The sequence below is a fragment of the Streptomyces sp. XY006 genome (assembly GCF_002237655.1).
GTDB classification, from domain to species: domain Bacteria; phylum Actinomycetota; class Actinomycetes; order Streptomycetales; family Streptomycetaceae; genus Streptomyces; species Streptomyces levis.
This window is the reverse complement of sequence record NZ_NOKT01000025.1, coordinates 69,110-89,782: the sequence shown is the minus strand read 5'-3', so window position 1 is coordinate 89,782 and position 20,673 is coordinate 69,110. Positions and strand designations below refer to the sequence as shown.

21 protein-coding genes are annotated in these 20,673 nt (G+C 72.4%); 16 read left to right on the top strand and 5 right to left on the bottom strand.

Annotated features, from left to right (window positions below; all coding sequences use genetic code 11):
* The first annotated feature begins 17 nt into the window (after positions 1-17).
* From CHR28_RS26945 to CHR28_RS26930, 4 genes are all read left to right on the top strand, one after another.
* Complete coding sequence (locus tag CHR28_RS26945) at positions 18-1,028, top strand: ABC transporter permease (RefSeq protein WP_094056317.1); 1,011 nt, start codon at positions 18-20, stop codon at positions 1,026-1,028.
* Positions 1,025-2,107 (top strand): ABC transporter ATP-binding protein, encoded by a 1,083-nt coding sequence (locus CHR28_RS26940; RefSeq protein ID WP_094056289.1) that lies wholly within the window; start codon positions 1,025-1,027, stop codon positions 2,105-2,107. The genes CHR28_RS26945 and CHR28_RS26940 overlap by 4 nt, the downstream gene beginning before the upstream one ends.
* On the top strand, positions 2,104-3,243 hold the full coding sequence (locus tag CHR28_RS26935; protein ID WP_179272572.1) for an ABC transporter ATP-binding protein: 1,140 nt from the start codon (positions 2,104-2,106) through the stop codon (positions 3,241-3,243). The genes CHR28_RS26940 and CHR28_RS26935 overlap by 4 nt, the downstream gene beginning before the upstream one ends.
* Before the next feature lie 64 nt (positions 3,244-3,307).
* Positions 3,308-3,982, top strand: coding sequence for a trimeric intracellular cation channel family protein (locus CHR28_RS26930; protein WP_094056288.1), 675 nt, complete (start codon positions 3,308-3,310; stop codon positions 3,980-3,982).
* Here the strand turns inward: CHR28_RS26930 and CHR28_RS26925 are convergent.
* Positions 3,873-5,108, bottom strand: coding sequence for an alpha/beta hydrolase (locus tag CHR28_RS26925; RefSeq protein WP_094056287.1), 1,236 nt, complete (start codon positions 5,106-5,108; stop codon positions 3,873-3,875). The genes CHR28_RS26930 and CHR28_RS26925 overlap by 110 nt on opposite strands.
* Positions 5,109-5,251: 143 nt before the next feature.
* Between CHR28_RS26925 and CHR28_RS26920 the strand changes: the two genes are divergently transcribed.
* Entirely contained in the window at positions 5,252-6,112 is an 861-nt protein-coding gene (locus CHR28_RS26920; protein ID WP_094056286.1) for a thioesterase family protein, read from the top strand.
* Between the two features lie 199 nt (positions 6,113-6,311).
* On the opposite strand, the gene CHR28_RS26915 is transcribed toward CHR28_RS26920, so the two are convergent.
* Complete coding sequence (locus tag CHR28_RS26915; RefSeq protein ID WP_094056285.1) at positions 6,312-6,950, bottom strand: TetR family transcriptional regulator; 639 nt, start codon at positions 6,948-6,950, stop codon at positions 6,312-6,314.
* Positions 6,951-7,066: 116 nt separating this feature from the next.
* Between CHR28_RS26915 and CHR28_RS26910 the strand changes: the two genes are divergently transcribed.
* The 3 genes from CHR28_RS26910 to CHR28_RS26900 all read left to right on the top strand — a co-directional run bounded on the left by CHR28_RS26910 (position 7,067) and on the right by CHR28_RS26900 (position 8,858).
* Positions 7,067-7,231, top strand: coding sequence for a hypothetical protein (locus tag CHR28_RS26910; RefSeq protein WP_094056284.1), 165 nt, complete (start codon positions 7,067-7,069; stop codon positions 7,229-7,231).
* Positions 7,232-7,282: 51 nt separating this feature from the next.
* Positions 7,283-7,549, top strand: a complete 267-nt coding sequence (locus CHR28_RS26905) for a DUF4190 domain-containing protein (protein ID WP_094056283.1) — start codon at positions 7,283-7,285, stop codon at positions 7,547-7,549.
* A 139-nt stretch (positions 7,550-7,688) separates the two neighbouring features.
* The gene (locus CHR28_RS26900) at positions 7,689-8,858 is read left to right on the top strand and encodes a cysteine desulfurase family protein (RefSeq protein ID WP_094056282.1); all 1,170 of its coding nucleotides are present in this window, start codon (positions 7,689-7,691) and stop codon (positions 8,856-8,858) included.
* A gap of 62 nt (positions 8,859-8,920) precedes the next feature.
* Here the strand turns inward: CHR28_RS26900 and CHR28_RS26895 are convergent, their stop codons facing one another.
* Complete coding sequence (locus CHR28_RS26895) at positions 8,921-9,586, bottom strand: N-acetylmuramoyl-L-alanine amidase (protein ID WP_094056281.1); 666 nt, start codon at positions 9,584-9,586, stop codon at positions 8,921-8,923.
* A 60-nt stretch (positions 9,587-9,646) separates the two neighbouring features.
* Here CHR28_RS26895 and mnmA point away from each other — a divergent pair, with 60 nt between their 5' ends.
* Positions 9,647-10,777: a tRNA 2-thiouridine(34) synthase MnmA gene (gene mnmA / locus CHR28_RS26890; protein WP_094056280.1), complete on the top strand. Its 1,131-nt coding sequence runs from the start codon at positions 9,647-9,649 to the stop codon at positions 10,775-10,777.
* 343 nt (positions 10,778-11,120) lie between these two features.
* On the opposite strand, the gene CHR28_RS26885 is transcribed toward mnmA, so the two are convergent.
* On the bottom strand, positions 11,121-11,903 hold the full coding sequence (locus tag CHR28_RS26885) for an alpha/beta fold hydrolase (protein WP_094056279.1): 783 nt from the start codon (positions 11,901-11,903) through the stop codon (positions 11,121-11,123).
* Between the two features lie 61 nt (positions 11,904-11,964).
* Positions 11,965-12,288, bottom strand: coding sequence for a DUF427 domain-containing protein (locus CHR28_RS26880; protein WP_094056278.1), 324 nt, complete (start codon positions 12,286-12,288; stop codon positions 11,965-11,967).
* 81 nt (positions 12,289-12,369) lie between these two features.
* Between CHR28_RS26880 and CHR28_RS26875 the strand changes: the two genes are divergently transcribed.
* The 7 genes from CHR28_RS26875 to gatC all read left to right on the top strand — a co-directional run bounded on the left by CHR28_RS26875 (position 12,370) and on the right by gatC (position 20,673).
* Positions 12,370-13,173, top strand: a complete 804-nt coding sequence (locus CHR28_RS26875; RefSeq protein ID WP_179272571.1) for a class I SAM-dependent methyltransferase — start codon at positions 12,370-12,372, stop codon at positions 13,171-13,173.
* The gene (locus tag CHR28_RS26870; protein WP_094056277.1) at positions 13,170-13,709 is read left to right on the top strand and encodes a TIGR00730 family Rossman fold protein; all 540 of its coding nucleotides are present in this window, start codon (positions 13,170-13,172) and stop codon (positions 13,707-13,709) included. Before CHR28_RS26875 ends, CHR28_RS26870 begins: the two co-directional genes overlap by 4 nt.
* Before the next feature lie 18 nt (positions 13,710-13,727).
* Positions 13,728-14,426: an SDR family oxidoreductase gene (locus tag CHR28_RS26865; protein ID WP_094056276.1), complete on the top strand. Its 699-nt coding sequence runs from the start codon at positions 13,728-13,730 to the stop codon at positions 14,424-14,426.
* A gap of 31 nt (positions 14,427-14,457) precedes the next feature.
* Entirely contained in the window at positions 14,458-15,465 is a 1,008-nt protein-coding gene (locus CHR28_RS26860) for a methionine synthase (protein ID WP_094056275.1), read from the top strand.
* Positions 15,466-15,480: 15 nt separating this feature from the next.
* Positions 15,481-17,676 carry an NAD-dependent DNA ligase LigA gene (gene ligA, locus CHR28_RS26855; RefSeq protein ID WP_094056274.1) on the top strand — a complete coding sequence of 732 codons (2,196 nt, stop codon included), beginning with the start codon at positions 15,481-15,483 and terminating at the stop codon, positions 17,674-17,676.
* 257 nt (positions 17,677-17,933) lie between these two features.
* The gene (locus tag CHR28_RS26850; RefSeq protein WP_094056273.1) at positions 17,934-20,240 is read left to right on the top strand and encodes a putative bifunctional diguanylate cyclase/phosphodiesterase; all 2,307 of its coding nucleotides are present in this window, start codon (positions 17,934-17,936) and stop codon (positions 20,238-20,240) included.
* A 136-nt stretch (positions 20,241-20,376) separates the two neighbouring features.
* On the top strand, positions 20,377-20,673 hold the full coding sequence (gene gatC, locus CHR28_RS26845; RefSeq protein WP_031117542.1) for an Asp-tRNA(Asn)/Glu-tRNA(Gln) amidotransferase subunit GatC: 297 nt from the start codon (positions 20,377-20,379) through the stop codon (positions 20,671-20,673).

The window sequence follows — 20,673 nt, the reverse complement described above, 5'->3', positions numbered from 1 at the left end:
CCCGGGGCCGTACAGCTGTGGCTGCGTACATCCTCCGACGCGTCATGGGCGCGGTGCTGTTGCTGCTGGTGGTCAGCGCAGTCACCTTCGCCATCTTCTTCCTGGTGCCCCGCCTCGGGGGCCAGACGGCCGACCAGTTGGCCACCCAGTACGTCGGCAAGGACGCGAACCCCGAGTCCGTCGCCGCGATCAAGAAGAACCTGGGCCTGGACCAACCCGTCTACGAGCAGTACTGGAACTTCATCAAGGGCCTCGTGGCGGGCGCCGACTACCGGTTCGGACCCGACGCGACGCACTGCAGCGCACCCTGCTTCGGTTACTCCTTCAAGAGCCACATCGAGGTGTGGCCGCAGTTGGAGCAGCGGATTCCGGTCTCCTTCTCGCTGGCCGTCGGTGCGGCCGTGATCTGGCTGGTCTCCGGTGTGACGACCGGTGTCATCTCGGCCCTGCGCAAGGGCAAGCCGATCGACCGCATCTCCATGTTCATCGCGCTCGCCGGCGTCTCGCTCCCGATCTTCTTCACGGGCCAGATCCTGCTCGCCCTCTTCGTCTACGAGATCCCCATCTGGGACAGCATCGACTACGTCCCCTTCACCGAGAACCCCGCCGAATGGGCCTGGCATCTGATGCTGCCCTGGATCAGCCTCGCCTTCCTCTTCTCCGCGCTGTACGCCCGGCTCACCCGGGCGGGCATGCTGGAGACGATGAACGAGGACTACATCCGAACGGCCAGGGCCAAGGGTCTGAAGGAGACCACGGTCGTGACCAAGCACGGCCTGCGCTCCGCGCTCACCCCGATCGTCACCATCTTCGGCATGGACTTCGGCACCCTCGTCGGCACCGCCGTGCTCACCGAGACCGTGTTCTCCCTCCAGGGCATCGGCGCCTACTCGGTCCAGGCCATCAAGGACAACGACCTGCCCATCGTGATGGGCGTGACCCTGGTCGCCGCGTTCTTCATCGTCTTCTGCAATCTGATCGTCGACCTGGTGTACGCCGCCATCGACCCCCGGGTGAGGTACTCGTGAGCAAGCTCGACAAAGCCGCGCTCGGCGAACCGGACACCACCGCCCCGTCCGTCCCGGACGACGTGTTCCTGTCCGTCCGCGACCTGCGCATCCACTTCGACACCGACGACGGCCTGGTCAAGTCCGTCGACGGCGTCAGCTTCGACGTGCGCAAGGGCAAGACCCTGGGCATCGTGGGCGAGTCCGGCTCCGGCAAGTCGGTCACCTCCCTCGGCGTGATGGGCCTGCACCGCTCGGCGCGCGCCCACGTCTCCGGCGAGGTCTGGCTGGACGGCCAGGAGCTGATCGCGGCCGACCCCGACGAGGTCCGGCGGCTGCGCGGCCGGAAGATGGCCATGATCTTCCAGGACCCGCTGTCCGCGATGCACCCCTACTACTCCGTCGGGCACCAGATCGTGGAGGCGTACCGCGTCCACCACGACGTGTCCAAGAAGGTCGCCAAGCAGCGCGCGATCGAGATGCTCGACCGCGTCGGCATCCCCGAGCCCGCCAAGCGCGTGGACGGCTACCCGCACGAGTTCTCCGGCGGTATGCGCCAGCGCGCCATGATCGCCATGGCGCTGGTGAACAACCCCGAGCTGCTCATCGCGGACGAGCCGACCACCGCCCTGGACGTCACCGTGCAGGCGCAGATCCTCGACCTGATCCACGACCTGCAGAAGGAGTTCGGCTCCGCGGTCATCATGATCACGCACGACCTGGGCGTGGTCGCCGAGATGGCCGACGACCTGCTGGTCATGTACGGCGGCCGGTGCGTCGAGCGCGGTCCCGCCGAGGACGTCTTCTCCGAGCCCCGGCACCCCTACACCTGGGGCCTGCTCGGCTCGATGCCGCGCCTGGACCGCGAGGAGACCGACCGGCTCATCCCGATCAAGGGCGCGCCGCCCTCCCTGATCAACCTCCCGTCCGGCTGCGCCTTCCACCCGCGCTGCCCGTACGCGGACATCCCGAAGGACAACGTCACCCGCACGGTCCGCCCCGAGCTGACCGAGGTCGGCGGCTCGCACTGGGCCGCCTGCCACATGAGCCAGGAGCAGCGGGAGCGTATCTGGACCGAAGAGATTGCGCCGAAGCTGTGAGCGACGACAAAACGGTGAGCGAACCGGACACCAGCGGCAGCACCCTCACCAAGGACACCACCGCCGACGGCGACGTCCTGCTGAAGGTGACCGGCCTGCAGAAGCACTTCCCGATCCGCAAGGGCCTGCTCCAGCGGCAGACCGGCGCGGTCCGGGCCGTCGACGGCATCGACTTCGAGGTCCGCAAGGGCGAGACGCTCGGCGTCGTCGGCGAGTCCGGCTGCGGCAAGTCCACCATGGGCCGGCTGATCACCCGGCTGCTCGAACCGACCGGCGGACAGGTCGAGTTCGAGGGCAAGGACATCACGCACCTCGGCGTGGGCGATCTGCGCCCGATGCGCCGCGACGTGCAGATGATCTTCCAGGACCCGTACTCCTCGCTGAACCCCCGGCACACGATCGGCACGATCGTCGGCGCGCCCTTCAAGCTCCAGGGCGTCGAGCCCGAGGGCGGTGTGAAGAAGGAGGTCCAGCGGCTGCTGTCGGTGGTCGGCCTCAACCCCGAGCACTACAACCGCTATCCGCACGAGTTCTCCGGCGGTCAGCGCCAGCGCATCGGCATCGCCCGCGCGCTCGCGCTCAGCCCCAAGCTCGTGGTGGCGGACGAGCCGGTCTCCGCGCTGGACGTGTCGATCCAGGCCCAGGTGGTGAACCTGCTGGACGACCTCCAGCAGGAGCTCGGCCTGACGTACGTGATCATCGCGCACGACCTGTCGGTGGTCCGGCACGTCTCCGACCGGATCGCGGTGATGTACCTCGGCAAGATCGTCGAGCTGGCCGACCGCGACAAGCTCTACAAGTCGCCGATGCACCCCTACTCCAAGGCCCTGCTGTCGGCCGTGCCGATACCGGACCCGAAGCGCCGGGGCGTCAAGAGCGAGCGCATCCTGCTCAAGGGCGACGTGCCCTCGCCGATCGCCCCGCCGAGCGGCTGCCGCTTCCACACCCGGTGCTGGAAGGCGACGGAGATCTGCAAGACGACCGAGCCGCCGCTGGTGGAGCTGCGGGCCGGGCAGCGCGTCGCCTGCCACCACCCGGAGAACTTCGAGGACCAGCAGCCGCAGGACACCAAGCTGCTGACCTCGGCCAAGGAGGCCGCCGCCGAGAACGGCGGCGCCGCGACCGTCGAGAAGTGACCCCACCCGAGCCCCCGCCCTCGCACATCAGGGCGGGGGCTCACCCGTGGGGGAAAATGCCCCTGTGCTCCAGCAACTCTTCAGTCCGTCCGTCCAGCACACGCTCGACCTGATCGGCATCTTCGTCTTCGCGATCTCCGGCGCCCTGCTGGCCGTGCGCAAGAACTTCGACGTGTTCGGCATGGCCGTCCTCGCCGAGGTCACCGCGCTGGGCGGCGGCCTCTTCCGCGACCTGGTCATCGGGGCCGTGCCGCCCGCCGCGTTCACGGACCTGGGGTACTTCCTCACCCCGCTGCTCGCCACCCTCCTCGTGTTCTTCCTGCACCCGCAGGTGGAACGCATCCAGGTCGCCGTGAACGTCTTCGACGCGGCCGGCCTCGGCCTGTTCTGCGTCGCCGGCACCATCAAGGCGTACGAGTACGGGCTCGGCCTGACCGCCTCGGCCGGGCTGGGGCTGACCACCGCGGTCGGCGGCGGTGTGCTGCGGGACGTCCTGGCCAACGAGGTGCCCTCCCTGCTGCGCTGGGACCGCGACCTCTACGCGGTCCCGGCGATCGTCGGCTCCGCCCTGGTCGCGCTGTGCATCCGCTACGACGCCCTGAACCCGTTCACCAGCGCGCTGGCGGTGATCACGGCCTTCGTGCTGCGTCTGCTCGCCATGCGGTTCCACTGGCGAGCTCCGCGGGCCTGGCACCGGCGCTCGACGGTGAGCGAGGAGGAACAGCCCGTGCTGCCGTGACGGGACGGGCGCCCGTCTCCCGCGTCAGCCACGCGAAGGCGGGCACGACCTGCGGCCGCCACAGCGCCATGGTGTGCCCGCCGGCGCTGTCCGGGACGTACACCACGTGCACGGTCGTCGGGGCCTGCGCGATCCGCTCCAGCGCCCGGCCCGCCTCGTACCCGTCGCCCGGCTGGCCGGAGACGTAGAGCGCGATCCGCGGCGGGACGGGGGCCCTGTTCAGCAGCAGCCAGGGGTTGTTCGCGTCGCGCAGCGCGGGGGTCCGCGCGGCGAGCGAGCCGGGTTCGCCGATCGGGTCGTTGTAGCCCGACAGGCTCACGGCGGCCCGGTAGCGGTCGGGGCGGGCGACGGCCAGCTTGGCCGCGCAGTGCGCCCCGGCCGAGTAGCCGGCGACGGACCAGCCCTCGGGGGCGGGCCGGGCGCGGAAGTTGTCCGTGACCATCCTCGGCACGTCGACGCTCAGCCAGCTGTCGGCGTTGACCGTGCCCGGGATGTTGGCGCAGCCGGTGTCCGCACCGGCGAGCAGATTGGTGCGGGGCGCGACGAGTATGAACGGGGCGATCCGGCCGTCGCGCATCAGCGGCTCCAGCTGTTCGTGCGCGTGCAGCGAGCCGAACCAGGCCTTCGCCGAGCCGGGGTAGCCGGGCAGCAGCTCCACCACCGGGAAGCTGTGGTGCCGGTAGGCCGGGTCGTCGTACTGCGGCGGGAGCCAGACGTAGACCTCGGCGTGCACGCCGGACACCCAGCCCTCGAGCCGGGTGACCTGCACGCCCCCGGCCGCGCGCATCCCGGGCCCGGCGGTGGGTTCGAAGCTCTGCCGCACCCTGGGCAGCCGCTGCAGGGCGATACCGCCGGTGCCGTCGGCGCCCAGGTCCGCCGCCCGCTCCACATGGTCGCCGGTGCCGAGCAGGTCGGTCCAGTCGTCGTAGAGGCCGTTGGCGTTGTTGACCAGGGTGAAGACCAGCGCCACGGCGGTCGCCTGCGTGAACAGCAGCATCAGCGTCCGGGCCGCGGCCCGCAGCGGGCGGGGGCCGCGGACCCGCGACCAGAGGGACAGCGGCAGTGCGAGGGCCACGACGGTGAGCACGACCAGCGTGCAGAGGAACGGGGTCCCGGTGAGGCTCATGCCCCTACAGAGGGCGGAACCGGCCGCGAGGTTTACGGACGAGTCGGGCACTTACCAAGAAGTTGCCCACGTCTCACCCGGGTCCGCTCGCCGGGGAGGGAGCAAAGCTACCGCTTAGTAGTCAGTTCTTGTACTGTTCAGCCATGCCAGAAGCAGCCTCCGCACCGGCCGTCCGGGCCACGATCGGCGACAGCGAGTTCGACCGCGACACCGCGCTCACCCGCCGCGCGCCCGGCGTCTACGACATCGACCTCTCCGCCGGCTGGACGATCATCAGCGCCGTCAACGGCGGCTATCTGCTGGCCGTCCTCGGCCGGGCGCTCGCGGACGCCCTGCCGCACGGCGACCCCTTCACCGTCTCGGCGCACTACCTGACGGCCTCGCAGCCCGGCCCGGCGGTCGTCCGCACGGACGTCGTCCGCACCGGCCGCACCCTGTCGACCGGCCAGGCCTCGCTCCTCCAGTACGACGACGAGGGCCGCGAGGTCGAACGCATCCGGGTGCTCGCCTCCTACGGCGACCTGGACTCCCTGCCCGACGACGTCCGGACGACGGCCCGGCCGCCCGCGATCCCGCCGATCGAGCACTGCTTCGGCCCGGAGGACGGGCCCGCCCCCGTCGACGGCAGCTCGGCCATCACCGACCGGCTGATGCTCAAGCTCGACCCCTCGACCCTGGGCTGGGCACTCGGTCAGCCCTCCGGCAAGGGCGAGATGCGGGCCTGGTTCGGCCTCAAGGACGGCCGGGACCCCGACCCGCTCTCCCTCCTGCTCGCGGTGGACGCCCTGCCGCCCACCGCCTTCGAACTCGGCCTGAAGGGCTGGGTGCCGACCGTCGAGCTGACCGTGCACGTGCGCTGCCGTCCGGCGCCGGGGCCGCTGCGCGTGTCGATCACCACGCGGAACCTGGCCGGCGGCTTCCTGGAGGAGGACGCCGAGGTGTGGGACAGCGCCGACCGGCTGGTGGCCCAGTCCCGTCAGCTGGCCCGGGTCCGGCTGGCCTGACCTCCGGGCCGCGTCCGTGCGGCCGGAAACACGACGGGGGCGGCACGCGCGAACAGGCGTGCCGCCCCCGGTCGTTGTGCGGAGCGGGCTGCCCCAGCCGTTGCGCGGGGGCGGGCCACTCCCGGTCGTTGTGCGAGGGTGGGCCGCTCCCGGTCGTCGTGCGAGGGCGGGCCGCCCCCGGGGCGTCGTGCGATGTGGCTCAATCCAGCCAGTGGTGGCGGCCGAGGCCGATCAGGCGCATCTGCCGGGTCGCCACCCGGGCCACCTCCCGCTCGCGTTCCTCGCGTGCCTCCTCGGGGCCCTCCAGCGCCTCCAGGAAGAGTGACGCCGTGATCAGCATCTGGTCGACGTACAGATGGGCGAGCATCAGCAGGTCGTCCTCGCTCCAGCCCTCGGACACCGGGTCCTTGGCCAGCTCGTCCCTCACCTCCCCGGCGAACCGGGACAGTTGGTCCCGTATGGCCTCCCTGACCGGCTGGACTCCGCCATGCCGTTCCCGGGCGATGAATCGGACATGGGCGGGGTACCCGTCGACGTGACGGGCGATCAACTCGATGGCACGCGTGATGCGTTCCTCCTGATCACCCGTCCCGGACACCGTCGTCCGGATCATCGGGTGCAGGCTGCCCAGCGCCTCCTCGACCAGGGCCACGCCCAGATCCGCCGTGGAGCGGAAGTGGCGGTAGAAGGCGGTCGGGGCGACACCGACGGCGCGGGTGACCTCGCGCAGCCCGAGGCTGCTCAGGCTCTGCTCCTCCAATAGCCCCAGGGCCGCGTCCAGGAGTGCCTGCCGGGTCTTCTGCTTCTGGGCCTGCCGGATGCCGAGGGTGTGACTCATACCATGCAGTTAACAACTGTTCTCTGGAATTGAAAAGTCATGAGAGCCGCTAGACTGGGAAGTCAGTGAACAACTGTAACTACAAACGTTCACCGAAATCCTGGGGGTTGTTTCCCGTGCTGTTCATCGTCGCCGCACTCCTGCTGCTGGGGGTCGTGCTGGGCACCGTCGCCCACGCGCCGCTCGGCTTCTCCCTGGCCGCCGCCGCCGTCATCGCCGTCTGGCTCGGCGTCTTCGCGCTGCGCGAGCGCAACCGCCGGCGCCACACGCAGGCCCACTGACCAGGCCCACTGACCACCGCACGTCCGACCCGACCACGGGAGTCGATCAGCATGCAGCTCACCGCCCCGGCCTCGCGCCGCACCGGCATCCGGGACACCGACGGCATGGCCGTCGCGTCCTTCGTCCTCGGCCTGCTCGGCCTGCTCGTGCTCAACATCTTCCTCGGCCCGATCGCCATCGTGCTGGCGAGCGTCGCCCTGTGGCGCGGCACCGAGCGCCGCGGCCGCGCCCTGCTCGGTCTCGGTCTGGGCGTCGCCGACCTGCTGGTCCTGGCCGCCGTCATGGCGTCCGACAGCACCATCTCCTGGAGCTTCTGAGCCGCCGTCGGCCGCGCACGCGCCGGCGAGCCGCGCCGGGGCCCGGGGACGACGGGCCGCGCCGCGCCGCACAGCGGCTCACCTTCGGCCAACCTTGATCTGAGGCCCGCGCGAGGCGAGCCGTAGAATCGGGCTCACCATGGCTTACCTCGACCACGCCGCGACCACCCCGATGCTCCCGGAGGCGGTTGAGGCGTTCACCGCCCAGCTGGGTGCCACCGGCAACGCGTCCTCCCTCCACGCATCCGGCCGGCAGGCCCGCCGCACCGTCGAGGAGGCCCGCGAGACCCTCGCCGAAGCCCTCGGTGCACGCCCCAGCGAGGTCGTCTTCACCTCGGGCGGCACGGAGGCCGACAACCTCGCCGTCAAGGGCCTGTACTGGTCACGCCGCGACGCCGACCCGGCCCGCACCCGCGTCCTCGCCAGCCCCGTCGAGCACCACGCCGTCCTCGACGCCGTGCACTGGCTCGGCGAACACGAGGGCGCCACCGTCGAGTACCTGCCGGTCGACACCCACGGCCGCGTCCACCCGGACACCCTGCGCGAGGCCATCGCCCGCAACCCCGACGACGTGGCCCTCGCCACCGTCATGTGGGCGAACAACGAGATCGGCACGATCCAGCCGGTCCGCGAACTGGCCGACACCGCCGCCGAGTTCGCGGTCCCGCTGCACTCGGACGCCGTCCAGGCCTTCGGCCAGATCCCCGTGGACTTCGGCGCCTCGGGCCTCGCCGCGATGGCGGTCTCCGGCCACAAGATCGGCGGCCCCTACGGCATCGGCGCGCTGATCCTCGGCCGCCAGCACACGCCCGTGCCCGTCCTGCACGGCGGCGGCCAGGAGCGGCACGTGCGCTCCGGCACCCTGGACGTGCCCGCCATCGCCTCCTTCGCCGTCGCCGGACGGCTGGCCGCCGAGCAGCGCGCGTGGTTCGCCCGCGAGGTCGGCGCCCTGCGCGACGCCCTGGTCGCCGCGGTCCGCTCGGCCGTGCCGGACGCGATCCTCGGCGGCGACCCCGACCCCGAGGGGCGCCTCCCGGCCAACGCGCACTTCACCTTCCCCGGCTGCGAGGGCGACTCCCTGCTGCTCCTGCTCGACGCCCAGGGCATCGAGTGCTCCACCGGCTCCGCCTGCACCGCCGGCGTCGCCCAGCCCAGCCACGTCCTCCTCGCCACCGGAACCGACCCCGACCTGGCCCGCGGCACCCTGCGCTTCTCCCTCGGCCACACCTCCACCGAAGCCGACATCGAGGCCCTGGCCAAGGCCATCGGCCCGGCGGTGGAACGGGCCCGGGCGGCGGGACTGACGTAGGTGCGGCGGGACTGACGCAGGTCCGGCCCGGCGGGGGACTGACCCAGGTCCGGGCCGGAGGCTCAGGCGGGCGACGTGCGGGCCCGGCGGACCAGGCGCATGTACCTGTCCCAGTCCCAGTGCGGCCCGGGGTCCGTGTGGTCCGTGCCCGGGACCTCCACGTGGCCGATGATGTGCTCGCGGTCGACGGGGATGTCGTAGCGCGCGCATATCCGGGCGGTCAGCCGCGCCGAGGCCTCGTACATCTCGTCCGTGAGGTCCTGCGGGCGGTCCACGAAACCCTCGTGCTCGATGCCGACACTGCGTTCGTTGTAGTCGCGGTTGCCCGCGTGGTACGCCACGTCCAGCTCGCGGATCATCTGCGTCACGTGCCCGTCCTGGCGGACGATGTAGTGCGTGGCCGCCCGGTGCCCCGGGTCCTGGAACGCCTTCACCGCGCTGTCGAAGCTGCCCTGCGTGACATGGACGATCACCATGTCTATGCCGAAGTCGTCGGGCCGGTCCGCGCGCCGCCAGTTCGCGTCCGACGCCGCCACCCACCGCGCGCCCGCGAAGTCGACCTCGCCCTCCTTGCGCGGCTTCTCCACGCCCGGGGTGCGCCACCACAGCCGCGCCAGCTCGTCCCGGGCCAGCAGGGCCGTGCCCGCCGCGGCCGCCGTGCCGCCGATCAGCAACGCGCGACGCCCGACCTTCCGGTCGCCGTCCTTCGGAGCCTTCCGCTGTCCCATGTGATCGTCAACGGATACTCGCGGGTCCTGGTTCCCGCGCCCCCTTACCCTGGAGGGGTTATGACTGACACCCCGCAGCGCCCCCGCCCCCTCCGCGTCCTCGCCGCCATGTCCGGCGGCGTCGACTCCGCCGTCGCCGCCGCCCGCGCGGCCGAGGCGGGCCACGACGTGACCGGCGTCCACCTCGCGCTCTCCGCCAACCCCCAATCCTTCCGCACCGGCGCGCGGGGCTGCTGCACCATCGAGGACTCGCGTGACGCCCGCCGCGCCGCCGACGTCATCGGCATCCCGTTCTACGTATGGGACCTCGCCGACCGCTTCCGCGAGGACGTCGTCGAGGACTTCGTCGCCGAGTACGAGGCCGGCCGCACGCCCAACCCCTGCCTGCGCTGCAACGAGAAGATCAAGTTCGCCGCCCTCCTGGACAAGGCGCTCGCGCTCGGCTTCGACGCGGTCTGCACGGGCCACTACGCCAAGGTGATCGTCCGCGAGGACGGCACCCGCGAGCTGCACCGCGCCTCCGACATGGCCAAGGACCAGTCGTACGTCCTCGGCGTGCTCGACGACCGGCAGCTCGCCCACGCGCTGTTCCCGCTCGGCGACACGGTCACCACGAAGGACGAGATCCGCGCCGAGGCCGAGCGCCGGGGCCTGGCCGTCGCCAAGAAGCCCGACTCGCACGACATCTGCTTCATCGCCGACGGCGACACCCAGGGCTTCCTGGCGCGGCGGCTGGGCAAGGCCGAGGGCGACATCGTCGACGAGGCCGGCAACAAGCTGGGCACCCACGAGGGCGCGTACGGCTTCACGATCGGCCAGCGCAAGGGGCTGCGCATCGGCACGCCCGCCGCCGACGGCAAGCCGCGCTACGTGCTCGACATCTCCCCGGTGGACAACACGGTGACCGTCGGCCCGGCCGACGCGCTCGACGTCACCGGGCTGCGGGCGATCAAGCCGCGCTGGTGCGGCGCCGCGCCCACCGGCCCCGGCACGTACACGGCCCAGCTGCGCGCCCACGGCGGCGAGACGGAGGTGACCGCCGAGGTCGTCGACGGCTCCCTGGAGGTCACCTTCGCCGAGCCGGTCCGCGGCGTCGCCCCCGGCCAGGCGATCGTCCTGTACGACGGCACGCGCGTGGTCGGCTCGGCGACGATCGCGTCGACCACGCGGGCAACGGCGAGCGTCGCCTGACCCCACGGCGGCCGGGCCCTCGCCGCCTCACGCCCGCCGGGTCCTCGCCGCCTCACGCCCGCCGGGCCTTCGGTGCCTCACGGCCGCTGGGTCCTCGCCGCCCCACGGCCGCCGCCGTGGGCTCGCTGCCCCGCGATCGCCGGGCCCTCGCTGCCCCGCGATCGCCGGGTCTTCGCCGCTCCGCGATCGCTGAGCCCTCGTTGCCCCGCGGCCGTCGGGCCTTCGCTGCGTTGCGATCGCCGGGACCGCCGCCCCTGCGGCCGTCCGGCCGGCGTCCGGCGTCGCGGCCGCCTCGCGACAGTTCTCAGCCCCGGCTCTCCGCCTCGGCTCTCCGCCCCGGCTCTCAGCCCCGGCTGAAGAACTCCGTCAGCACCGGGGCCAGGACGTTCGGTTCCACCATGTGGGTCTGCCCCTGGAGCGTGCGGTACGACCCGTCGGGCACGGAGTCCGCGATGGCCCGGGCCGCCTCGCGCAGCCAGGCCGGGCTCGCGTCGCCCGCCACCGCCAGCGTGGGGACGCCCACCGAGGCCAGCCGCTTCCGGGGGACGCGGCCGTCACCCATGACGGCGTCGTCGTAGGCGAGGCTCGGCGCGAGCGTCTCCATGCCCGCCCACATGGGGGACTGGCGGGCGCTCTGGATCACGCTCTCGGCCAGGCCGGTCAGCCGCAGGAACAGTTCGACCGCGTCCCCGCGCCGCCCCTCGCCGAGCGCCTCCGTCAGCCCCCGGGTGTACTCCGCGCGCTCCCTCGCGCCCTCCTCGGACATCGCGAACGGCGTCTCGTACACCGCCACGCGCCGCACCGGCAGTCCGCTCGCCGCCGCCTCCAGGGCGAGCGCGCCACCCGAGGAGATGCCGTACAGCAGCGCCTCGCCGCCCACCGCCTCGATGACCGCCGCCAGGTCCTCGATCTCGCGCTCCACCGCGTAGGGGGCGGTGTCCCCGCTGGTGCCGCGGCCCCTGCGGTCGTACACGACGGCCTGGAAGCGCTCCGACAGCGACACCGCCAGCGGCGCCAGCGTGCCGCCCGTCGACATCGCGCCGCTCACCAGGACGACCGCGGGGCCCCGGCCGGTGCTCTCGTAGGCGATGCGCGTGCCGTCACGCGAAAGGGTCTTCTTGTCCATGCCTGTCGAGACTGCCGCACCGCGCGGTGTTCCTGGGTGAGGCGGGCCGTGCGTCAGCCGATCACGTCACTTCCACGTCGTAGAAGCACAGGTGGTCCTTGATCCCGGCGACGTCCGGCTTGGGGTCCGGATACGCCCAGACGAGGTCCGCCGCCCCCGGCACCGACCAGTAGGACGCGGTGCCCTTGAAGGGGCAGTACGTCCGCGTGCCGGACGGGGTCAGCAGATCCAGGCGCACGTCCTCCGGCGGGATGTAGTACCGGTCGGGACAGCCCGTCTCCCGCAGGAGCAGCGGCCGGTCGCTCTCCGCGAGGACCTGCCCGTCGCGCACCACGCGCACGTGCAGCCCGCTCCGCTCGACGGTGATGCGGTGCCCTGTCGTCACGATCGCCCCTCCTCGGGTAGCCGTCTCCCGAGGTACAGCGCAGGCTGAAGCCGAGTTCTTCCCCCGCCGCAGGAGGCCCCGATGCGCGCCACGGAACCGGCCAGGGACCGCACCAGCCTGGCCCACCAGATCCGGTACGCCCTCCGCCACCCGGAGCGCGTGCCCGCGCACGCCCGGCGCGTGGCGCGCGACGCCCTGCTGCGGCTGCGCTACCGCGACCACATCGCGTACTACCGGGCCGTCATGGCCTCCGACGCGGCGCGCAGCGCGGAGGCGGCGGTCGGACACAATCCCTCGCGCGAGGCGTGGACGCGCATCGGGCGCATGCAGTTCGACTACCTCGTGGGACACGGCCTGCGCCCGCACCACCGCATGCTCGACATCGGCTGCGGCAACCTGCGCGCCGGCCGGCTGTTCATCGACTACCTCGACACCGGCCACTACTACGGCATCGACATCTCGCCGCACATCCTGCTCGCCGCGCAGGACACCCTCGTCGCCGACAGGCTCCAGCCCAAGCTGCCCCACCTCACCCTCGCCGACGACCTGACCTTCGCCTTCCTGCCCGAGGCGCACTTCGACGTGGTGCACGCGCACAGCGTGTTCTCGCACTCGCCGCTGCCCGTCATCGAGGAGTGCTTCGCGCACGTCGGACGGATCCTCGCGCCCGGCGGGTTCTTCGACTTCACCTTCGACCGCACGGAGGGCGAGGAGCACCAGGTGCTGCACGAGGACTTCTACTACCGGACGCGGACCCTGGCCGGGCTCGCCGCGCGGCACGGCCTGGACGCCCGGTTCATGGACGACTGGGAGCGCCTGCCCCACCGCCAGTCCAAGATGCGCCTGACCGCCGCGGCCGACCGGGCCCGTACGGTGGGCTCATGAACATCTGTGTCTTCCTCTCCGCCGCCGACCTCGACGAGCGCTACACCCGGCCCGCGCGGGAATTCGCCGAGCTGCTCGGCAAGGGCGGTCACACCCTCGTGTGGGGCGGCTCCGACGTCGGCCTGATGAAGGTCGTCGCCGACGGCGTGCAGGAGGCGGGCGGCCGGCTGGCCGGCGTCTCCGTGCGGTTCCTCGCGTCCAAGGTCCGCCCGGGCGTCGACGAGATGGTCGTCGCCGAGGACCTCGCCGAGCGCAAGAAGCTCCTCCTGGAGAAGGCCGACGCCGTGGTCGTCATGGTCGGCGGCACGGGCACGCTCGACGAGGCGACCGAGATCCTGGAGCTGAAGAAGCACGGCCACACCGACAAGCCGGTGGTCCTGCTCAACACCGCCGGCTTCTACGACGGCCTCAAGGAGCAGTTCCGCCGCATGGAGGACGAGGGCTTCCTGCCCCGCCCGCTGACCGAGCTGGTCTTCTTCGCGGAGGAGCCAGTCGGGGCACTGGCCTACCTGGAGGAGAGCCGGGGCATCGCGTGACCCGGACCTGATGCGAGCATGGCGGTCATGGCTACTCATGTGATCACCGGGGCCGGATCCGGCATCGGCGCGGCCGTGGCCCGCCGGCTGCACGCGCGCGGGGACGACCTCGTGCTGCACGCGCGCGACGCGGGCCGCGCCAAGGAGCTGGCGGCCGGGTTCCCGGGCGCCCGGACCCTGGTCGGCGACCTGGCGGACCCCGACAAGCTCTCCTGGGCCTTCTCCCACCAGTCGCTGCCCGACCGGGTGGACTCGCTGCTGCACATCGCCGGGGTCGTCGACCTCGGACCGGTCGGCGAGCTCACGCCGAAGGCCTGGCGCCACCAGCTCAACGTCAACCTCGTCGCCCCCGCCGAGCTGACCCGCCACTTCCTGCCCCAGCTGCGCGCCGCCCGCGGCCACGTGCTCTTCGTCAACTCCGGCGCCGGACTCAACGCCCACGCCGACTGGTCCGCCTACGCCGCCTCCAAGCACGGCCTGAAGGCGCTCGCCGACTCGCTGCGCCACGAGGAGCACGGCAACGGCGTGCGGGTCACCTCGGTCTACCCCGGCCGCACGGCCAGCCCCATGCAGGCCAAGGTCCACCAGCAGGAGGGCAAGGAGTACGACGCCTCGCGGTGGATCGACCCCGAGTCGGTGGCCACGACGATCCTGATGGCCCTGGACCTGCCGCGCGACGCGGAGGTCAACGACCTGACGGTCCGACCGGGGAACTGACCCGGGCTCACCGGTTCCGTAGGCTGCTCCGGTGAGCGAAAACAGCCAGTTCAGGTTCGGTCCGGCCACCGGCGTCGGCTCCCTGCCCGGGGGCGACGCCCGGGAGGCCGCCAAAACCGTCACCGGGACCTTCGAGGACTTCCCCTTCCTGCCCGAACTGCCCGCCCGGGGCCCGGGCGCGGACATGCTCGGCCGCACCGCCGGGATGCTCGTCGAGCTGTACGCGCGCGTGGAGCCCAGCGGCTGGCGGCTCGGCGACCGGCCGGGCCGGGACACCAAGCGGGCCCGCTCCTGGCTCGGCGAGGACCTCGACGCCCTGGAGGAGTTCACGCAGGAGTACCAGGGGCCGCTGAAGGTCCAGGCCGTCGGCCCCTGGACCCTCGCCGCCCACCTGGAGCTGCGCAACGGCGAGGCGGCCCTGTCCGACCCCGGCGCCTGCCGGGACCTGGCCGCCTCCCTCGCCGAGGGACTGCGCCAGCACCTCGCCGAGGTGCAGCGGCGGGTCCCGGGCGCGCAGCTCGTGCTCCAGCTCGACGAGCCGTCCCTCACCGCCGTGCTGCACGGCCGCGTGAAGACCGCCAGCGGGTACCGCACCCACCGGGCCGTCGACCGGCAGATCGTCGAGCAGACCCTGCGCGACCTGGTCGGGACCCACACCGGCGGCCCGGTCGTGGTCCACTCCTGCGCCCCGGAGGTGCCGTTCGCCCTGCTGCGGCGGGCGGGCGCGGCGGCCGTCTCGTTCGACTTCTCGCTGCTCACCGAGCGTGACGACGAGGCGATCGGGGAGGCCGTGGAGGCCGGCACCCGGCTGTTCGCCGGTGTCGTCCCGTCCGCGGAGGGCCCATTGTCAGACCCTGCCGGTAGCGTCATGGGTGTCAGGACGCTGTGGCGCAGGCTGGGGCTGTCTCCGGGGCTTCTCGCGGAGGCGGTCACGGTCACCCCGGCGTGCGGACTCGCGGGGGTCTCCCCGGGGTACGCGCGCCAGGCTCTCGCCCACTGTGTCAGGGCGGCGAGATCCCTCGCGGACAACCCAGAGTAACGGGAGGACGACACGGTGGCCGGCGACAAGCAAGCGGAGACGACGACGGTGCCCGCCGAGGCACGGGAGAAGCACGCGCGCCTCGCGGAGCAGATCGAGGAGCACCGCTTCCGCTACTACGTGAAGGACGCTCCCGTCGTCAGCGACGCGGAGTTCGACCAGCTGCTGCGTTCCCTGGAGGCGCTGGAGGAGGAGTACCCGGAGCTGCGCACGCCGGACTCGCCGACCCAGAAGGTCGCCGGGTCCTACGAGACGGAGTTCACGGCGGTCGCGCACCGCGAGCGCATGCTCTCGCTGGACAACACGTTCAACGACGACGAGATGGCCGCCTGGACGGAGCGCATCGCCAGGGAACTGGGCGAGCAGGAGTACCACTTCCTGTGCGAGCTGAAGGTCGACGGCCTCGCCGTGAACCTCACCTACGAGCACGGCCGCCTGACCCGCGCGGCGACCCGCGGCGACGGCCGCACCGGCGAGGACATCACACCGAACGTGCGGACCATCGCGGAGATCCCCGACCGCCTCAAGGGCGACGAGGTCCCCGACCTCGTGGAGATCCGCGGCGAGGTCTACTTCCCGATGGAGAAGTTCCAGGAGCTCAACGCCCGGCTGGTCGAGGCCGGCGACAAGCCCTTCGCCAACCCGCGCAACGCGGCCGCCGGTTCACTGCGCCAGAAGGACCCCCGCGTCACGGCCACCCGCCCCCTGCACATGGTGGTCCACGGCATCGGCGCCCTGGAGGGCTTCACCGGCCTGACCCGCCTCTCCCAGGCCTACGACCTGCTCAAGACCTGGGGCCTGCCCACCTCCCGGCACAACAAGGTGGTCGACGGCCTCGACGGCGTACGGGAGTTCATCGCCCACTTCGGCGAGAACCGCCACTCCGTGGAGCACGAGATCGACGGCGTGGTCGTCAAGCTCGACGAGATCCCCCTCCAGGGCCGCCTCGGCTCCACCTCGCGCGCCCCGCGCTGGGCCATCGCGTACAAGTACGCGCCGGAGGAGGTCAACACCAAGCTCGTCAACATCCGCGTGGGCGTGGGCCGCACGGGCCGGGTCACGCCGTACGCCCAGGTCGAGCCGGTCACCGTCGCCGGCTCCGAGGTCGAGTTCGCCACGCTGCACAACCAGGACGTGGTCAAGGCCAAGGGCGTCCTCATCGGCGACACGGTCGTGCTGCGCAAGGCCGGTGACGTCATCCCGGAGATCCTCGGCCCCGTCGCCGACCTGCGCGACGGCAGCGAGCGCGAGTTCGTGATGCCGAGCGAGTGCCCCGAGTGCGGCACCGCGCTGCGGCCGATGAAGGAGGGCGACGTCGACCTGCGCTGCCCCAACGCCCGCACGTGCCCCGCCCAGTTGCGCGAGCGCCTGTTCTACCTCGCGGGCCGCAAGGCGCTGGACATCGAGCACTTCGGCTACGTCGCCGCCGCCGCCCTCACGGCCCCGCTGGAGCCGAAGACCCCGCCGCTGGTGGACGAGGGCGACCTGTTCGACCTCACCGTCGAGCAGCTGCTGCCCATCAAGGCCTACGTCCTCGACCAGGACAGCGGCCTGCCCAAGCGCGACCCCAAGACCGGCGAGGAGAAGGTCGCGACGGTCTTCGCGAACCAGCAGGGCGAGCCCCGCAAGAACGCCCTCGCCATGCTGGAGAACATCGCCGCGGCCAAGGAGCGCCCCCTGGCCCGCATCCTCACCAGCCTGTCGATCCGTCACGTCGGGCCGGTGGCGGCCGAGGCCCTGGCCCGGGAGTTCCGCTCGATCGAGCGCATCGACCAGGCCACGGAGGAGGAGCTGGCGAACACCGAGGGCGTCGGGCCGACCATCGCCGCCTCCCTCAAGCAGTGGTTCGCCGAGGACTGGCACCGCGAGATCATCCGTAAGTGGAAGGCCGCGGGCGTCCGCATGGAGGCGGAGAGCACCGGCGAGGACGAAGGGCCGCGCCCCCTCGAAGGCCTCACGGTCGTCGTCACCGGCACCCTCGAACACTTCACACGGGACGGCGCCAAGGAGGCCCTGCAGAGCCGTGGTGCGAAGGTGACCGGCTCCGTTTCGAAGAAGACGTCCTTCGTCGTCGTGGGGGACAGCCCGGGATCGAAGTACGACAAGGCCATGCAGCTGAAGGTTCCGGTTCTGAACGAGGAAGGTTTCGGGGTCCTGCTGGAAGAAGGGCCGGAAGCAGCGGCCGAAGTCGCCCTTTCGCCCGAGGAGTAGCGGTTGAAGGCCACCCGTTCGGCGCATACCAGATGCATACGGGTGGCCGGGGCGCATTCGGGCAACCGTCGGCGACCGCTGCCCGTGGAAGCCTTCTGCGGCCTACTGTTGAGATGTGCGCCTGCCGTGCCCAGCTGCGGTCGGGGCATCTTCGTGCTCGCGCGGAGTGCGGGGAAGGGTTTTCCAACGCGGGCCGTTGAGTTTGTCGGGCACCGGGCCGCGGGGCGTGGGCACCGCCGGCTGTGAGAGGGACGGGAATGGAACCGACCGAGAGCGCCGTGCCGGGCTCACGGCTGCGCCGGATGGCGGTCGCGTGGCGCGCAGTCCGTGGGGCCGGACGGCCGGCGGAGCGTGGGGGCGCGGAGGTGCGCGCCGTCGGACAGTACACCGCGGACGGACGCGCTGCCGCCGGACGCACCGCCGCCGGGCGCGCCGCCGCGGACGGCCGGGGTGCCGCCCAGCCGGGCACCGAGCACCCCCCGGCCCTGGCCGGCCCCGGCGCGGACGGCGAACGGCACCCGTCCTGGCCCGCGCTGCCCGCGGCGATCGTCGCGGCCGCCGGGTTCGTCCTGGGCGCCGGCTTCTACCGCGCCTTCACCGGCGGCCACGCCCTCTTCCCGTCGGGCACGACCGGCTGGGCGCTGGCCCTGCTGACCGGCATCATCGTCGGACACCTCGTCATGCTCGGCCGCTCCCGCTGGTGGGGCGGCACCGGCTCGGGCGCCGCCCTCACCCTCGCCGTGCTGCTGCTCTACGGCTGGCTCCCGGCCGGCATGGTCAGCCTCACGGTCGTCGTCCTGGTCGGCATAGCCCGCCGCAACCGCTGGCGCCAGGGCGTGCTGCACGGCGCCGTCGACCTCCTCGGCATCGGCGCCGGCGCCCTGGTGCTGGCCGCCTTCGGCACCGTGCCGTCCGTCGAGTCGCCCACGGACCCCGGCGGCTGGACGCTCACCACGGCGCCCGAGGTGGCCCTGGTCGCCGTCGCCTACCTCGCCGTCACCCGCGTCCTGCTCTGGTATCTGCACGCCCCGCGCCCCGGCCTGCCCACCGTCGCCCGCACCGCCCTGGTCAGACAGGGCCTGGTCGCGGTCGCGCTGCTGGGCATCGCGCCGCTGGTGTGCGTGGTGGCCGAGGCCAAGCCGATCCTGCTGCCGCTGTTCTCCATCCCCCTCATCGCCCTGGACTCCACCCTGTGGATAGCCCGGGCCCGGGCGGAGGAGCAGCTGCGCGACCCGCTCACCGGGCTGCCCAACCGGCAGTGGCTGCTGGAGCGCATCTGGACCGCGCTGGACGACGCCGAGCGGATCGACGCCCGCGCCGCCCTGATGCTGATCGACCTCGACCGGTTCCGGTCGGTCAACGACACCCTCGGCCACCTGGCCGGTGACCGGCTGCTGCTGCAGATCGCCGACCGGCTGCGGGTGGCGCTGCCACGCGGAGCGGAGGCCGCGCGGCTCGGTGGGGACGAGTTCGCCGTCTTACTGCCGGTCGCCGACTCCACGACGTCCGCGACCCGTATCGCCCGCCAGCTGGTCGCCGCGCTCAGCTCCCCCCTCGACCTCGACGGCCTCACGCTGGTCCTGGAGGCCAGCGCCGGAGTGGCCGTCTTCCCCGACCACGCGCTCGACGCCGAAGGCCTGCTGCGCCGGGCCGACGTGGCGATGTACCAGGCCAAGCGGGACCGCACCGGCGTCGAGGTGTACGAGTCCAAGCGCGACTCCAACACCCCGGACCGGCTCGGTCTGCTCGGTGATCTGCGCCGCGCGCTCGACGCGCACGAGGTGCACCTGCACTACCAGCCCAAGGTCCGCTTCGACGGCCAGGTCGCGGGCCTGGAGGCCCTGGTCCGCTGGGTGCACCCGGAGCGTGGCAAGGTGCCGCCGGACGAGTTCATAGCGATCGCCGAGTCCTCGGGCCTGATGCCCCACCTCACCGAGTACGTCCTGGAGACCGCGCTCGGCCAGGTCGCCCGCTGGCGCGCCCAGGGCCTGTTCGTGCCGGTCGCGGTGAACGTCTCCCCGCGCGACGTGCACACCCCCGGCTTCGCCGGCTCGGTCGCCGCCCGGCTGGCCCGGCACGGCGTGCCCGCGGGAGCGCTCCAACTGGAGATAACCGAACACGTCCTGCTGGAGGACCCGCAGCGCGCCGCCGACACCCTCAACGGGCTGACCGGGCACGGCGTGAAGATGTCCCTGGACGACTTCGGCACGGGCTACTCCTCCCTCGTGCACCTGCGCCGGCTCCCCGTCAGCGAGCTGAAGATCGACCGCTCGTTCGTGGCCCGGCTCGTGCTCGACCACGAGGACGCGGAGATCGTGCGCTGCACGGTCGACCTCGCGCACTCCCTCGGCCTGCTCGTCGTCGCCGAGGGCGTCGAGGACGACGAGACCTGGGAGCGGCTGCGCGACCTCGGCTGCGACGCCGTACAGGGCTGGCTGGTCGCCGCGGCGATGCCGCCCGACGAGACCACGGCCTGGCTGCGCGCCCGGGGCTCGCGGGGCTGGCAGCGCCCCCGCGCCGCGCTTCCGGCGGCCGCGGCGGACGACTCCGGCCGCGTGGGGTAGCCCGGCCCGCGGCCGGGGCGCGAGACGCGGTCCGCCGGCCTTCCCGGGCGAGGGAGGGCAAACCGTTTCACGGGCACGGCCCCCCGCCCCATAGGATTGGGCCACACCACATTCACTCACCCCAGAGGATCGCTGCATGCCTGGCATCACGCGCGAGGAGGTCGCCCACCTCGCCCGGCTGGCGCGTCTGGAGCTGAAGCCCGAAGAGCTCGACCACTTCGCGGGACAGCTGGACGACATCATCGGCGCGGTCGCCCGCGTCAGCGAGGTCGCCGACCAAGACGTACCGCCGACCTCGCACCCGCTCCCGCTGACGAACGTCATGCGCCCGGACGAGGTCCGTCCCTCGCTCACCCCCGAGCAGGCGCTCTCCGGCGCCCCGGCCCAGGAGCAGCAGCGTTTCAAGGTGCCGCAGATCCTGGGGGAGGACTAA